Below are 15177 nucleotides of genomic sequence, written 5' to 3' on the forward strand. Positions count from 1 at the left end.
TGGCGGCACCCAGCGCCTCGCCCACGTCGCGGGTGCCGGCGTCGCGAAGGATCTCATCTTCACCGGCCGTGCGGTCGACGCCGAGGAGGCCGCGGCTCTCGGGATCGTCAACCGCGTCTACGAACCGGACGAGTTCGACGACTCCGTCCGCGAGTTGGCGGAAACCATCGCCGCGAACGCACCCCTGGCGCTCCGACTGGCCAAGGAGTCGATCAACCGCGGGCTGGACGACGAAGGGGGGCTCGATTTCGAGCGGATCGCGTGTGCGTTCCTGTTCGGGACGGCGGACCAACGGGAGGGCGCTGAAGCGTTCCTCGAGAAGCGGGAGCCGACCTTCGAGGGGCGTTGATACCGGAAACGAACGCGCCCTGACGATCCGTGCCAGTTACCCGCGAACCGCCACTGTACGAGGGTTCGAGACGGTAATCCACCTGTTCACTCCCCAGACTTCCGGTAGCGGTCGAACGGAGACGGCTACTGGCGCCCGATGAAATCGTCTAGTAACTCCGTTACTTCGTCGGGACGCTCCATCATCGGATAGTGACCGACGTCGTCGAGAACGATCGGCTCGCAGTCGGGCAGCCGCTCGACCGTCTCGGCGAACATGTCGTCCTGGATGAAATAATCTGTGTCACCGCGAACCAACATGACGGGACACGCCGCTCTGTGAAGGTCGTCGAGAATGTCGAAGTCCGCCCACGCCTGCAGATCGTTCGTGGCGACTTCCTGTGCGCCCCGATGCTGCCAGGCGAGTTCCGTCCGATACTCCGGTGGACAGTCCGATCCGGTGGAGTCGATCACAGAGTAGTCGAGAACGTCTTGCCACCCCGGAAGCGCGTGCGGATGCGAAAGGCGGCTGAGCTGTGCGCCGCGGGTCTTCCCTGCGCCCTCCATGGCGACGGCTGCCGTGAGGTTGGCGGCGTGTTTGACGGCGATGTCGAGCGTCACGTCGCCGCCGATGGAACAGCCGCCGATAGCCGGTTGCTCGAGACCCAGCCGTTCTCCGAGCGCCCAGACCGCGTCGGCGTGCTGGCCGATACGCACGTGTGGCTCCCACTCGGTTGGGTATGACTTCCCGTGGCCCGGCAGGTCCGGAACGACCACGTGATAGCCGCGGTCGGCGAGAGCGGGAGCGACGTACCGCCACTGTCGGCCGTCAGCGCCCGCCGTGTGGACCAGCACGACCGACTGATCGTTCGAATCGCCCACTGTCTCGTAGTAGACGCGCGTTCCGTCGATATCGGCGTACCGGCCCGTCAGTTCGGTCATCGTTCCGCCTCCATCCGACTCAGATCGTCGGGCGTCGTCGCCTGAAGGTGTCGGACGAACAGTTCGATGGCATCACGCAGCCGATTCGCCTCGAGTTTGTTTCCTTTCGTTCGAACGTCCGTCTCGTACAGCGCCTGCGAGAACGACGTCTCTCCGGCGGCCAGCCGTTGCCACGCCCGCTCGCTCCCGACCAGTCGAAACGTCGCACCGAACTGCGGGACGTACGGTTCCGTGTCGATGATCTCGCCGCGATACACCTTCAGCCAGACGATATCGTCACCGATTTCCATCGCGACGGAGCCGTCGAAGTATCGAACCGCTCGTTCGAACGCCTCGTCGTCGTTGACGGCCGCGACGGTCTCCGTTACCCACGATTCGTTCCCGAACATCAGTGACTACTGAGACGAGTAGTCACGTAAAACTGCTGTCGATCGACCGGCGAGAACGGACTCTCACCGCGGTTGTCGCAGCGTGGCTCAGCGAAATTCCTCGAGTCGCTCGGAAACGTCGCCGTCCTCGTACGCCGTTCGCATCGCCGCCTGCTCGTCGCGTCGAGCCGTTTCGGCGTCCGGAATCCGCAGCGGTGCCATGTGGGATTTGAGCGATGCGATCGCGTCAGTGCTGGTCGTCGCCAGCGCTCCAAGCACGTCGTCGAGGGTCTCGTCCAGCGTGTCGGGCGTCGCGACACGGGTCGCGAAACCAGCTTCCAGCGCCGTCCGAGCGTCGATTTCGGCACCGGTGAACAGCCACTCTCGAGCCCGATGTTCACCGACCGTCCGGGGAAGTAACGTCGCGGCGAATCCCACGATCGGAATCCCCAGATCGGCCTCCGGCACCGAGAAGATCGCGTCCTCACTCGCGATAACCAAGTCCGCCCCGAGACACGCGAGAAAGCCCGCGCCGATCGCGCGACCGTGAACCCGCGCGACGACTGGGAGCGGACACTCGCGCAGTGATAGCACCAGATCTTCGACGCCCCGGGCCAGAGTCGCGGGATCCTCGAGCGCGTCGGGAGCGAGATCAGCTAGGTCCGCGCCCATCGAGAAGTTCTCACCGGCGGCGGAGACGACGAGGGCGTCCCCGTCGTCCCGTTCGACCGAGTCGATCGACTCGGCGAGCGCCGTAATGGTATCCGTCGGCAGTGCGTTGTGTTTCTCCGGCCGTGACAGGCGGACGTCGTAGATCACTGTATCGGGAGCGGCCTCGAGGGATCTGGTGGAGAAATCGATGTAGTCGTCTGCTGGTGTCTCGACCATACTACCTGATCGAAATCGGAATAAAAAGTCGTTACGGCGATCAGTCGATCGTCTGCTGGAGGATGCGGTCGTATTCGTCCTCGAACTCGCCGCGGCTACCGAGATACTGCAGGGTGTTCTTCCGCATGAGGTACAGCTCGTCGGCGACCTCCTTCGAGAGCTGGATCTTCTCGTCGACGAGCAACACCGTCACGCCTTCGTTGCTGATCTCTTCGATCGTGTCCCGGACGTCCTCGATGATCTTCGGCGCGAGGCCGAGCGTCGGTTCGTCCAGCATGATGAGGTCCGGATCGACGACCAGCCCCTGTGCGATGGCGAGCATCTGCTGTTGGCCCCCGCTCATCGTTCCGGCCTGCTGGCCGCGTCGCTCGTCGAGGATGGGAAACAGGTCGAACACCTCCTCGAGCGGGTCGGGACCGGAGTTCTCGGCCGGGACCAGCGCCGTCCGGAGGTTGTCGAGGACGGTCATCTCCGGGAAGATCGTGTGGCGTTCCGGGACGTACGTCAACCCCCGCTCGATGAGTTCGTGTGGTTTGCGGCCGACTGCGTCCTCGTCCTTGAAGCGTATCGACCCGGAATCCGGTGCCTTGGCACCGACGATCGTCTTCAGCAGCGTCGTCTTTCCGGCACCGTTAGCGCCGACGACCGAGACCACGCCGCCTTCACCGACGGTCATGTTCACGTCCCGGAGCACGGTCATGTCCCCGTAGGATACGGTCAGATCGGATACCTCGAGGATGTCGCCGTTCATAGCGCCATCTCCCCCAGATACTCCTGCTGAATGCGGTCGTCGTTCTTGATCGCTTCTGGCGTCCCCTGCCCGAGGACGCTCCCCTGGGAGAGAACGATCACGCGGTCGGCGAGGTCGAACGCCGTTTCGATGTCGTGTTCGATGAGCATGAGCGTCTTCTCCCTGGCGAGCGTGTTCAGGTACTCTATCATCGCGGGCTTCTCGGCCGGATTCAGGCCCGAAAACACCTCGTCGAGGAGGAGCAACTGGCCGTCGGCGGCCAGCGAGAGCGCGACCCGCTTGCGTTCGAACAGTGTCAGCGATTCACCGCGTTTATGCCGGATATCCATGAGATCGAGGAGGTCCATCAACTCTCGTGGCTCCGTCTGGAACGCGCCGAGGCTGATGTTCTCGGCGACGGTGAGTTCGTCGAAGACGTCCACCTCCTGGAACGTCCGACGGACTCCCATCCGCGCGACCTCGTAGTCACGCTTCCGTGTGATATTCTCACCGTCGAAGACGACGGTCCCGCTGTCCGGCATGTGGTAGCCGGTAATGCAGTTGAAGAGCGTCGTCTTGCCGGCACCGTTCGGTCCGATGATGACGTTGGTCTCACCTCGCTCGACGTCCAGCGTGACGCCGTCGAGCGCGACGATACCGCCGAACGTCCGCCGAAGATCGTTCACTTCCAGAAGGCCCATGCACTGACACCTCCGTTGGAATCGAGGAAGTCGAAGCGGTCGGAGACCCCGCCGACGAGTCCGCGCGGTAGGAACAGGATGACCAGGATGAGCGTCGCACCGACGAAATACGGACGGAAGTCACCGAGTCCGGCCGAGCGGACGGCCTCGGGCAGGCCGACCATCAGTACGGCGCCGACGATTGGGCCGTAGACGGTCCGAAGTCCGCCGACGACTGCGATGACCAGCAGGAACACCGTCTGGTCGAGCACGAACGAGCCCGGCGTGATGAGCGCGTTCACGTGTGCGTACAGCGCGCCGCCGACGCCGAGGATAAACGCGCCGAGGACGACGGACACCAGCTTGTACTTCGACGGGTTGTACCCGATCGATCTGAGTAATTCCTCGTTCTCGCTGGTCGCGATGGCGAGCGTCCCGAACAGCGACCGGTCGAACGCGGCGACGAGAAACACGACCAAGACGAGGACGGCGAGCAGGAACACGTACTGCTCGACTTGACTCGCGAACGTGAGCGGACCGATCGAGGGCTGGGGAATACCGATGACGCCGGTCGGCCCGACGCGTTCCCAGTTTGTGAACGCGTAGTAGACGATCTGTTCGAATGCCAGCGTCGCGATGACGATCTCGAACGCCGATCCGATGACGATGACCGACGCGGCGACGGCCGTGCCGACGACCGCGGCGACCGCGCCGGCGATCAGCAGCGTGGCAATGAACGGGAGTTCGTGCTGCATCGTCAGCAATGCGGAGGTGACTCCGCCGGTGATCGCCAGCGCGGCCGGACAGAACACGAGCAGGTTCGGCCACCCGAGCATCATGTTGTACCCGGAGGCCATTACGCTAAACAGGAGAATTAGCAGCGCGACGTAGCCGATGTAGCTCGACGAGACGACGAGCGGAATCGCCAGGAGGCCAGCGACGAGAACGATCACCGCCGGACGGATCACGTCGGCCCACGCGACGCTGCGCACGTCGGTGGCGACTTCGTCTTCCGGGATGGCGGTGGCTTCCGGATTACTCATCCGCCGACACCTCGCTGCACGAGTGCCTGGAAACGGTTGCGGACCCCCTTCGCGAGCGACTCCTCACCCTCGTTCAGGATGAGAGCCTTCAACAGGAAAAAGGCGATGAGTACGGCGAACTCCGAGGCGTAAATGTGGTACGACGAGAAGTACAAGACTGCGAACGCCTCGTAGATGCCAAGCGCGTAGCCGGCGACCATGGCGCCCATCACGCGACCGATGCCGCCCAGAATGACGATGATGAACGCCTTGATCAGTAGCGAGAACCCCATCGTCGGCTCCAGGGAATACATCGCCGCGTTGAGTACGCCGGCGACTGCGGCCATCGAACTCCCGAGGGCAAACGCGACGAGAAACACGCGATTCACGTCGATACCGCGAACGACGGCCAGCTCTCGATTCTGGACGATCGCCCGTAGCCCGAGACCGATCTCGGTGGAGTTGATGAGCCAGTAGAGGAACGCGAAGTTCGCGATGGCGAACACGAACACGAGGATCTCCAGGTAGTTGGTCGTCACCGAAAGCGCCGAAACCGAACGGTCCTGAAGGCCTGCGACCGAGATGTACTTCGGCGAGTGCCCCCAGATCTGCGCGTAGAGACGCTCGAGGATGGAGGCGAGGCCGATCGTGACGAGGATGACGCCGAAGACGTACTCGGACTCCTTGCGGTCGTACAGCGGTGCGAGCAACACCTTCTCGATGACGGCACCGAGCAGTGCGATGACGACGATGGTGCCGAGAAGGCCGACCGGCCAGGGCAGCCCGGTGAGGTTGACGAGCTGGTAGAATACGTACGCGCCGCCGGCGAACAGGGCGGCGTGAGCCATGTTCGGGATGTCCATCACTCCGAAGATGATGGTGAAACTCGCCGCGAAGACGGCGAAGATACTTCCCTGAACGAGGCCGTTGACGAGGGATTCGAGTAACACCATTTATCTCTGTTTAGAGGTCTACTTCCGGGGGAATGCTCGTGATCGCCGGGAGCTGGCCGCTCCATTCGACCGTGTCGACGATCGCCTCGTCGTCGTCGGTTCCGAACTTGATGTAGGCAGCCGGAATCGCCGGCTGTCCCTTATCGTTGATGGTGGCATTCCCGAGAATCGTCGTGAATTCGTTGTCGACGAGCGCCTCGCGCAGATCCGACCCGTCGGTCGAGCCGGCTTCCTCTATCGCGTACTGGGCCGCCTGTGCGTCCGCGTAGACGTTGTACGCCGTCGGATGGTCCGGCGTGTCCATCTCCTGATACTCCTCGAACTGCGACAGCGCCTCGTCGGAAATCGTGCTTCGAATTTCCTCGTTGTCGGCGTAAGAGAGTCGCGTGTAGACGCCGAGTGCGTGGACGTTCTCCATGGCGTTTCCGACTTCCCCGAGGTCGTTGTAGTCGGCGCCGCCCAGTCCCGTCAGGATCGGCATATCGTCGTTGAGTCCCTCGCGATTCTGCTGCAGAATGAACCGCTGCATCGCGCTTGCCCAGGTCTGAACGTACAGCGCGTCGACGCCGGAATTCCGTGCGCTCGTGATGAACGACGAGAAGTCCTGTTGGTCGAACGAGAACCGACCGAGGTTCTCGTAGCTTCCCGGGTTGCCGTCCGTCTCGAACCACCACTCCATCAGGTCCAGCGTGTCGTCCCCCCAGTCGCCCTCTTCTGCGATGACGCCGACGGTGTCGATATCATCGCTTTCACTGACCAGTTGTAATGCGGGGTACGCGTCCATCACCGTCGACACCGTCAGCCGGAGCATGTACGTTCCGTCCTCGTTGACCTGCGGCGTGAAACCGTGAGTGAACGTCGGTATCTGGTTGCTGTTGATGGTCGGATTGATGGCGATCGCGCCGTTCGAGCGCCACGACGAGAGGATCATCGAAACGTTGTCGACCGTTGCGAGGCGCTGTGCCGCCGACTGGGCCTGATCGTTCGACGACTCGTCGTCGTACTCGACGATCTCTACTTCGCGAGTCGAATCGCCGACCTCCAGCCCGCCGTTTTCGTTAACGCGGTCGACCCACGCTCCCTGGGTTTCGGTCGCGAGTTCGCCGTAGGCCGCGGCCGACCCGGACAACGGGTTGATTGCGCCCAACTGGATGGCGTCGCTGTCGCCACCGAGACAGCCCGCCAATCCGATAATCCCACCGGCAGTTACACCACTTTTGACGAGAAATGACCGTCTGTTCCCTCTGTTCATGATATACAATCACACCCACTATCTTCATATAAGTTAAATCTTTGGTTGGTCTCCGGTTCAGTTACGGAACCGGTGAACGATCCCTAGTCAGTCTGGTATCGATCCGCGACCGAGTCGCGGAGTTCGGTCTTCTGAATCTTCTCCCCGTGTGGTCCCTCGGATCGAGGGAACTCATCGACGAATTCGACGTCCTCGGGGATCTTGTAGTCGGCCACGCGATCCTCGAGGAACGTCCGAAGTTCGGCGACGTCGAGATCGGGATCAGCGCGCTTGACGAACGCGACCGGTGCTTGGCCGTGTCTGGGGTGAGGTGCGCCGACGACCTGGGACAGTTCGACGGCGGGGTGGTCGTCGATAACCGTCTCGATGTCCCGCGGCGTGACGATGAACCCGCGAACGCGGAGGGCGTCGTCGATTCGAGACTGGTAATAGAAGTAGCCGTCTCCGTCTCGGGTTCCGAGATCGCCGGTGTGGAACCAGCCGTCCCCGTCGACGACCGCCGCGGTTTTCTCGGGCTTCTCGTGATACTCGTTCATCACGTTGTAGCCGCGGAGACAGATCTCGCCCTCCTCGCCCGGTGGCAGCGTCTCGTTGGTTTCGGGGTCGGCGATGCGGAGCTCGAGCTCCGGATGGATCGGTGGCCCGCCGACTTGCTTCCGCTGTTCGATCGAGTCCGACGGATCGCCGACGAAGATCTGGCTATTGCCCTCCGACAGGCCGTACGGCTGGACCAGGGGGAAGCCGAACGCGTCTTCCAGGTCCTCGAAGACGGTTTCGTCGTATCCCATGGTGATGAACCCGGCCGCCCCACACTCCATCGATGCGACTCGTTCCGGCTCGAAGGCGTCGTGGCGCCTCATCCGCAGGAGCATCGTCGCCAGCGCGGACATGTACGTCACCTCGTGGGACTCGATGAGTTCGATGGTTCGCTCGGCGTCGAAGTGGGTCTGAACGACCAGCGGAATGCCGTGAGCCAGCGCGCTCAGGAACATGTTGTACCCCCAGATACCGCAGAACGGGAGGACGCCCAGCGCGACGTCGTCCGCGGAGATATCGAAGAACTCGCCGACGTTGTAGGAGTGATTCAGTAGCGAGCGGTTGGACTGGAGACAGCCCTTCGGATCGCTCGTCGTCCCGCTGGTGTAGAATACGGTCGCTGGCGCGGACGGATCCGCGGCGGGCGAAATATCGTCCCCGTTCCGTTCTCGGTTTACGACGTCCCCGTAGCTCCGGGCTGCCGGGTAGTCCGAATGGTCCTCGAGGGCGATGACGTGGTTCAGCCCGCCGGTACTCTCGACGGCGACGGACTCGGGGTCGGTCTCACGGATTTCGGGGACGATCTCCGAGAGCATCTCCAGATAGTCGTTGCCGAGGAACGACTCTTCGGTGAGCAACAGTTCGCAGTCGGAGTCGTCCAACATGTACTCCAGTTCGTGCGTGCGGTAGCGGGTATTGACGGCGACGACCGCCGCACCGAGATATGACGCGGCCAACTGCGCCGTTATCCACTCCGGTCGGTTGCCCAACCAGACGGCGATACGGTCGCCGGCCCCCACGCCGAGTTCCGACAGCGCCTCTGCCAGCGCCTCGCTCTCGGCGATCAATTCGCCGTAACTCGTCCGATCGTCCTCGAAGACGAGTGCCGTTCGATCCGGGTATCGGTCGGCGACGGCCGCGATTCCTTGATACACGGTGGCATCATTTCGCTCGAGCATGGCATCTGTTTTCGGACCATCGACCAAAAGTCCTCGCGTCGAGGGCGCTCGCGTATTCGATCGGCTGTTGAGGAATCAGTTATCGTGTGCCTCCCGGTCCCAGTGATCGGGGCTCTCCGCCTCCTCTCGAGTCCGAAGCTTCTCCTTCTGGATCTTTCCCGTCGGCGTGTACGGAAACTCCTCGACGAACTCGATGTATCGCGGGATCTTGAACGGGGCGAGGTCGTCTCGACACCGGTCGACGATCTCCGCCTCGGAGAGTTCGCGGTCCGCCTCGACTCGAACGAGCGCCTTCACGACCTCGGTGTAGAACTCGTCCGGACTCGGGATGACGGCGACTTCGTCGACCGCGTCGAGGGATTTGATGACGCCCTCGACCTCGTACGAAGAGACGTTCTCGCCCCCTCGTCGGACGATATCCTTCTTCCGATCCAGGAAGTAGACGAACCCGTCCTCGTCGATCTTCCCGTAGTCGCCGGTGTAGAACCAGCCGTCGACGATCGCCTCGTCGGTTTTCTCCGGCTGGCGATGGTAGCCGGCCATCACCGTCGGACACCGCTGGACGATTTCGCCCCGTTCACCCCGCGGAACCGCGTTCCCATCCCCGTCGACTATTCGGATCCGCTTCTCGGCCGGTGGAAGCCCGATACTGCCGATGCGACGCTTGTCCTCGTCGACGGGGTTGAGCACCAACAGCGGATCCTCGGTGAGGGAGTAGCCTTCGACGACCCGCAATCCGAATCGTTCCTCGAACGGTTCGATGAGTTCCGGCGGCGTCCCCGCCGAAAAGACCCGGTCGACGGGGTTGTCCGCGTCGTCGTCGGATCCGGGGCGGTTGTCCAGCATCTTCAGCATACTTCCCATGGCGTTGAACTCGGTGACGTCGTGCACTCGGCACCACTCCCACCAGCGGGAGGAGGAAAACCGCTCGTAAATGACGACCTCCGCGCCCGCCGCGGCCGCACCGAGCAGCGAGTACACCTGGGCGTTCGCGTGGAAGAGGGGGAGTGCAGTCAGTAGCGTATCCGCACCCGTCAGTCCCATCCGTTTCTGGAAGTCGACGGCGCTCACCGTCCAGTTTTCGTGCTGGCACTCGACGGCCTTCGGCGGGCCGGTCGTGCCCGACGTGTACATGTGGAGGCCGATCGACTCGGCGTCACCGTCGTGGGTCGGCCGCGTCGGGGATTGCTCGTCGGCCGCCGCCGGTAACGCGTCGTACCCCTCGGCGGGGTCCACGGTCACGATTCGCTCGACGGTCGTCTCGTCCGCCGCTTCGACGGCGACCTCGAGCAGGTCGCCCGTCGTCACCAGAATCGACGGCCGCGAGAGTTCGACCGAGTGGCGGAGTTCGGACGCCGTGTACTGGGGATTGGCAGGGGCCGTAACGCTATCGAGATAGGCGTTCGCGAACAGCAAGAATACGAATTCGGGGCGGTTCGGAAGGAATACGCCGACCCGATCACCGGATTCCACACCGAACGCCGAGAGCGCGTTCGCGTATCGTTTCGATCTGTCGGCCACTGCCTCGAACGTCCCGTCAGTACCGCCGCCGTCGTCCGGAACCGTCACGAACGGTTTCTCCGGCGTCTTTTCCACCCGCGACTCGAGGAGTTGCTCGATTCGCATCATCGTTCTATGTGATAGGGTAACACCCACTAATACCGTTTCGTTAGCGCTCCATCGTTCGATCGAGCGAAGCGATCCGCTGGCCTGTAACGGGATAGATGACGCAAGCGATAGCCGGACGGCGTGGATGACCGCCATCCGAGTACGGCCCGCCGTCGGCCGCGAACTACGACAGGACGCGCTGCCAGTGTTCCTCGCCACGGTACGGCGCGTACAGCGAGATCCGATCGATGTGCGTGTACCGCTCTTCGATCTCGTCTCTGAGTTCGTCGTATGGCCCCTCGACAGAGAACGTCTCGACCATCTCGTCGGTGACGAGCGCGGGCATCTCGTCCCAGCGATCTTCGACCGACAGCTCGTGGAGGTCGTCGCAGACGTCCTCCCAGCCGTGGACCGCGAAGATTCGCTTGTAGGTCCGCGTCGATCCGTAGAACGCGATCTGTCGACGGATCTCCTCCCGCGCTCGCTCCCGCTCCGCGTCGGTCTCGCCGGTGATCGCGAACACGTTGGTCACCAGCGTCACGTCGTCCGAATCGCGATCGGCTCGAGCCGCACCTGCTTCGATGTCCGGGACGACCTCCCGTTCGATGTACTCTGGCGAGTTGAGCGGGTGGACGTGTAATCCGTCACAGCACTCTCCCGCGAGCGTGACGTTGTAGGAATTGATGCCCGCGATGTAAATCGGAACGCGGGGTCGCTCGATCGGTTCCGGACGCCAGTCCGCCGGACAGAGAGTGATCGAGTAGAAGTCGCCCTCGTAGCTGGGATGGCGGTCTTCCTCCCACGACGCCCAGATCTCCCGGAGCGCCTCGACGTACTCACGGAGTCGCGGTCCGGGCGAGTCCCACTCGACGTCGAATCGACGCTCGATGTGCCCCTTGACCTGCGTCCCCAGCCCCAGCACGAATCGGCCGTTCGCCAGAGACTGAACGTCCCACGCCGTGTAGGCCGTCACCATCGGGCTGCGGGGGAACGCGACCGTAATGGCCGTCCCGATGTCCATTCGATCGCTCCCGTTCGCCAGCTGCGTCGTCAGCGTGAACGGCGAGTGCGTCGTCTCAGTGACCCACGCGCCGTCGAAACCCGCGTCCTCCGCCGACGCAGCGAGGTCGTCTGCCTCCGTGACGGCCGGTGAGGCGAGGTTTGCGTCAAACTTCACGCGTGTACCGTCACCGAAGATCGGAATAAACCTTCCGAGCAACTAGTCGGAGCCATCGGTCTTCGCGCGTCGGAGCAACGGGATTCCGACCACGGACTGGTCGCCGATCTGCTCGGGTCACTCGCGCTTTTGGATGAAGTGCGACGAGGTCATCTCGAGGACGACGGTATCGTCCTGCGTGAGAACGACCCACTCGAGATCGACGACGCCGCCGCGGTCGCTACTCGTCGGGGTGGTGTCCGAGACCTCGACGCGAGTTCGGATTTCGTCGCCGACCGAGACCGGGTTCACGAACTCGAGGTCTGCCACGCCCAGCATGGCCAGCCCCGTTCCCTCGATCCATCCCGACCGGGAGAACAGGCCGAGCGAGTACGAGAGCGTCAGATAGCCGGGGACGATCCACGTCTCGTGGTCGGTTTCGCTGTCGAGGAACTGACGGCTCTCGAAGAGTGGCTCCTGCAGTCCGGTGAGTGCCAGAAACTGCCGGAGGTCCGATTCAGAGATGTACCGCCACGGCGACGCGTAGGAGTCACCGACGGTGAACTCCTCGAAATGCTTTCCGTCCATGCGGGGTGTTGGACGAGTCAGTATAAGTATTTGATCGGCGTCGGACGAGCAGCCCGGTCGTTCGACCCGTTCAGGGACGCGGCGATCGGACGACCGTTCTCGACCGTTGCCCCCGATCAGCCGATGATTCCCGCCTCGCGCAGCGCCTCGATCTCGGCGTCGTCGTAGCCGAGTTCGCGGAGGGCGTGATGCGTGTCGGCACCGAGCGGCCGCGGATCGGTGTGGACCGGCGCGTCGAACTCGTCGAAGTCGACCGGATAGCGGATCACCGGAACCGAGTCGTCACCGTCAGCGGTGGTGAGTTCCTGCACCAACCCTTGTCGCTCGGTGTACTCGTCCTCGAGCGCCTCGAGGGTGTTCCGGACAGGGCCCGACGGAACGCCGTGTTCCTGCAGGATGTCGAACCACTCCGCGGTCGTCTTCCGGCGCATGATGTCGTCCGTGATCTCGTACAGTTCGTCCATGTTCGCCGTTCGATCGGCGCTCGTCTCGAATCGCGGATCCGCGACGAGGTCCTCCCGATCGATCGCGCGGCAGAACTTCGGCCAGAGTCCGTCGCTCGCGACGGCGACCACGACGTACGAGTCGGCCGTCTCGTACACCTTGTACGGCGCGACGGTCGAGTGCCTGTTTCCGACGCGGGGATACGGTTCGTTTTCCACGCCGCTCGCGGTCGCACGGATCCCTAGCCAGGACATGATGCAGTTGAGCATCGATACCTCGATGTACTCCCCGCCGGCGTCGTTGACGTCTCGATCGTACAGCGCACCGGTGATCGCCTGGACGGCGTACATCGACGCCGCGATATCGGCGATCGGAATGGACGTGTTTATCGGTGGTCCATCTGGGTAGCCGTTGATGCTCATCGACCCGCTCATCGCCTGTGCTACCATGTCGTACGCAGGGTTGTCCTCGTAAATCGAGTCCGATGCGAACCCCTTGATCGAACAGTAAACGATCTCCGGGTTCGCCGCCGACACGGCGTCGTAGTCGAGGCCGAACCCCTCGGCCGTGCCGGCCTTGTAGTTCTCGACGAAGACGTCCGCCTCCTCGAGAAGTTCCATCACGAGGCGCTGCCCTCGATCCGAACGGAGGTCTACCTCGACAGAGCGCTTGTTTCGATTGAGCGCGACGAACTGGGAACTCACGCCGTCGACGAACGGCGCCAGGTTTCGAGAGATGTCCCCGGACTCCGGTCGTTCGACCTTCACCACGTCCGCACCCATGTCGCCGAGGTGCATCGTCGCCACCGGACCGGATACCATCTGGGACAGGTCGACCACTGTGATCCCGTTCAGGAAGCTCATACACGGTGGATGATCCCGGACCCAATTACGTGTTTGGGCGTCGACCGCCGTTCGACCGCTGCGCGAACCCGATACGAACTCCTCCGCGATGATCCGATGCGAACACATTTGACGACGAATGTGGTTCCCAGTACCATGCAACCGTTCCTCGACGACGTTCGCGTCCTCGATCTCACGCGACTGCTTCCGGGCCCGTACGCGACCACGATGCTCGCGGACCTCGGAGCCGAGGTGATCAAGGTCGAACGGCCGGGCGTCGGCGATCCGGTTCGGCCCAGAGAACCCTCGGTGGGGGGCCGCAGTTACACGCTGCTGACCCGCAACCGGAACAAGAAGAGCGTCGCGATCGACCTCAAACGCGACGGCGGCCGGGAAGCGTTCCTCGAGTTGGCACGGACGGCCGACGTCATCGTCGAATCGTTCCGCCCGGGGGTCGTCGACAGACTCGGCGTCGGGTACGAGACCGTTCGTGACGTGAACGACGATATCGTGTACTGCTCGATTTCGGGGTACGGCCAGGACGGCCCGTACGTCGCGCGGTCCGGCCACGACCTCAATTACATCGGCGTCGCCGGGCTCCTGGCGCTCACGGGCGACCGTGACGGCCCCCCGGTGATCCCGGGCTACCCGATCGCGGATTTCGCCGGGGCCCTGTACGCCGCGTTCGCCGTTTCAACCGGGCTCGCCGGCGTTCGCGGTGGATCCGGCGGAGATCACATCGACGTGAGCATGACGGATGCCGTCGCGTCGTTCTCGATGGTCTACCTGGATCGGTACGACGGACGCGGCGAAGTTCCGCGTCGCGGCGAGACGACCCTGACCGGGTCCCATCCCGGCTACCGAGTCTACGAAGCCGGCGACGGGAAGGCCGTGACGATCGGTGCGCTCGAGGAACACTTCTGGGAGAACCTCTGCGACGCGCTGGAACTCCCGGAGTACGCGGCCCACCACATCGGTCCGAACGGCGACCTCCCCGACTCGCTCCGGACGGAGATGATCGACGCGTTCGCCGATCGACTGGCCGAGCGACCGCGGTCGGCGTGGCTCGAGCGGTTCGACGAGTACGACGTACCGGCGGGACCGGTCAACGAGTACGACGACCTCTTCGAGGATCCACACCTCCGATCACGGGGCCTGTTCGACGAACTGGACGTCGACGGGGATGGAAATGCAGATGGAGATGGCGTCTCGGACGAGTCCGTCCGACAGGTGAACCTCCCGCTCGACTTCGAGCGGTTCAGCCCCGGCGAGAAGACGCCCGCACCGTCTCTCGGGGCGCACACGATCGAACTGCTCATCGAACTCGGATACACCGACGCCGAAATCGCGGCCCTGCTCGAGGAGGGAGCGGTCGCCGAAAAAGGGGATCTCTGAACGCGTCGTTCGGCAACCCGTGGTTCGGACTCACCGAAAACTCACCGCAGTAGTCGGTCGGTCCGTTGTTTGGCGGTCGATCGAACTGAGAACGACAGGATCGACCTACGAGACGGCGGCCAGCGCGGTCCGAATGTCGTCGGCGCTCGAGCCGGGCGGGAAGTTCATCACGACCATATCGGCGCCGGCGTCCTGCCACTGCGAGCAGGCGCTCGGCGCATCGTCGGGCGCTCCGACGAGGCCGATGTCCTCGACCATCTCGTCCAA

Annotated in this window: 15 protein-coding genes; 2 read left to right on the plus strand and 13 right to left on the minus strand. The window is 63.4% G+C overall.

The features are described from left to right. Positions 1-349 (plus strand): enoyl-CoA hydratase/isomerase family protein (locus tag PGX04_RS16175; RefSeq protein WP_273739453.1); only part of this gene is annotated, 349 nt, incomplete at its 5' end. A gap of 125 nt (positions 350-474) precedes the next feature. Here the strand turns inward: PGX04_RS16175 and PGX04_RS16180 are convergent. The 13 genes from PGX04_RS16180 to PGX04_RS16240 all read right to left on the minus strand — a co-directional run bounded on the left by PGX04_RS16180 (position 475) and on the right by PGX04_RS16240 (position 13536). Further along, complete coding sequence (locus PGX04_RS16180) at positions 475-1269, minus strand: alpha/beta fold hydrolase (RefSeq protein ID WP_273739454.1); 795 nt, start codon at positions 1267-1269, stop codon at positions 475-477. Further along, on the minus strand, positions 1266-1658 hold the full coding sequence (locus PGX04_RS16185) for a hypothetical protein (RefSeq protein ID WP_273739455.1): 393 nt from the start codon (positions 1656-1658) through the stop codon (positions 1266-1268). The genes PGX04_RS16180 and PGX04_RS16185 overlap by 4 nt, the downstream gene beginning before the upstream one ends. Before the next feature lie 87 nt (positions 1659-1745). After that, positions 1746-2525, minus strand: a complete 780-nt coding sequence (locus tag PGX04_RS16190; protein ID WP_273739456.1) for an enoyl-CoA hydratase/isomerase family protein — start codon at positions 2523-2525, stop codon at positions 1746-1748. 40 nt (positions 2526-2565) lie between these two features. Beyond that, positions 2566-3276 (minus strand): ABC transporter ATP-binding protein, encoded by a 711-nt coding sequence (locus PGX04_RS16195; protein ID WP_273739457.1) that lies wholly within the window; start codon positions 3274-3276, stop codon positions 2566-2568. Beyond that, complete coding sequence (locus PGX04_RS16200) at positions 3273-3956, minus strand: ABC transporter ATP-binding protein (protein ID WP_273739458.1); 684 nt, start codon at positions 3954-3956, stop codon at positions 3273-3275. Before PGX04_RS16200 ends, PGX04_RS16195 begins: the two co-directional genes overlap by 4 nt. Next, complete coding sequence (locus tag PGX04_RS16205; protein WP_273739459.1) at positions 3938-4978, minus strand: branched-chain amino acid ABC transporter permease; 1041 nt, start codon at positions 4976-4978, stop codon at positions 3938-3940. The genes PGX04_RS16200 and PGX04_RS16205 overlap by 19 nt, the downstream gene beginning before the upstream one ends. Next, positions 4975-5907, minus strand: coding sequence for a branched-chain amino acid ABC transporter permease (locus PGX04_RS16210; RefSeq protein ID WP_273739460.1), 933 nt, complete (start codon positions 5905-5907; stop codon positions 4975-4977). Before PGX04_RS16210 ends, PGX04_RS16205 begins: the two co-directional genes overlap by 4 nt. A gap of 13 nt (positions 5908-5920) precedes the next feature. Then, on the minus strand, positions 5921-7162 hold the full coding sequence (locus tag PGX04_RS16215; RefSeq protein ID WP_273739461.1) for an ABC transporter substrate-binding protein: 1242 nt from the start codon (positions 7160-7162) through the stop codon (positions 5921-5923). Positions 7163-7245: 83 nt separating this feature from the next. Further along, complete coding sequence (locus PGX04_RS16220; protein ID WP_273739462.1) at positions 7246-8877, minus strand: class I adenylate-forming enzyme family protein; 1632 nt, start codon at positions 8875-8877, stop codon at positions 7246-7248. Positions 8878-8952: 75 nt separating this feature from the next. Next, entirely contained in the window at positions 8953-10506 is a 1554-nt protein-coding gene (locus PGX04_RS16225) for a class I adenylate-forming enzyme family protein (RefSeq protein ID WP_273739463.1), read from the minus strand. A gap of 163 nt (positions 10507-10669) precedes the next feature. Beyond that, positions 10670-11662 (minus strand): TIGR03617 family F420-dependent LLM class oxidoreductase, encoded by a 993-nt coding sequence (locus tag PGX04_RS16230; protein WP_273739464.1) that lies wholly within the window; start codon positions 11660-11662, stop codon positions 10670-10672. Between the two features lie 117 nt (positions 11663-11779). Next, positions 11780-12229, minus strand: coding sequence for a MaoC family dehydratase (locus PGX04_RS16235; protein WP_273739465.1), 450 nt, complete (start codon positions 12227-12229; stop codon positions 11780-11782). A 116-nt stretch (positions 12230-12345) separates the two neighbouring features. Continuing rightward, positions 12346-13536 (minus strand): CaiB/BaiF CoA transferase family protein, encoded by a 1191-nt coding sequence (locus tag PGX04_RS16240; protein WP_273739466.1) that lies wholly within the window; start codon positions 13534-13536, stop codon positions 12346-12348. 135 nt (positions 13537-13671) lie between these two features. Here PGX04_RS16240 and PGX04_RS16245 point away from each other — a divergent pair, with 135 nt between their 5' ends. Continuing rightward, the gene (locus PGX04_RS16245) at positions 13672-14910 is read left to right on the plus strand and encodes a CaiB/BaiF CoA transferase family protein (RefSeq protein ID WP_273739467.1); all 1239 of its coding nucleotides are present in this window, start codon (positions 13672-13674) and stop codon (positions 14908-14910) included. The last annotated feature ends 267 nt before the right edge of the window (positions 14911-15177 follow it).

This window comes from Natrinema soli, from assembly GCF_028618695.1.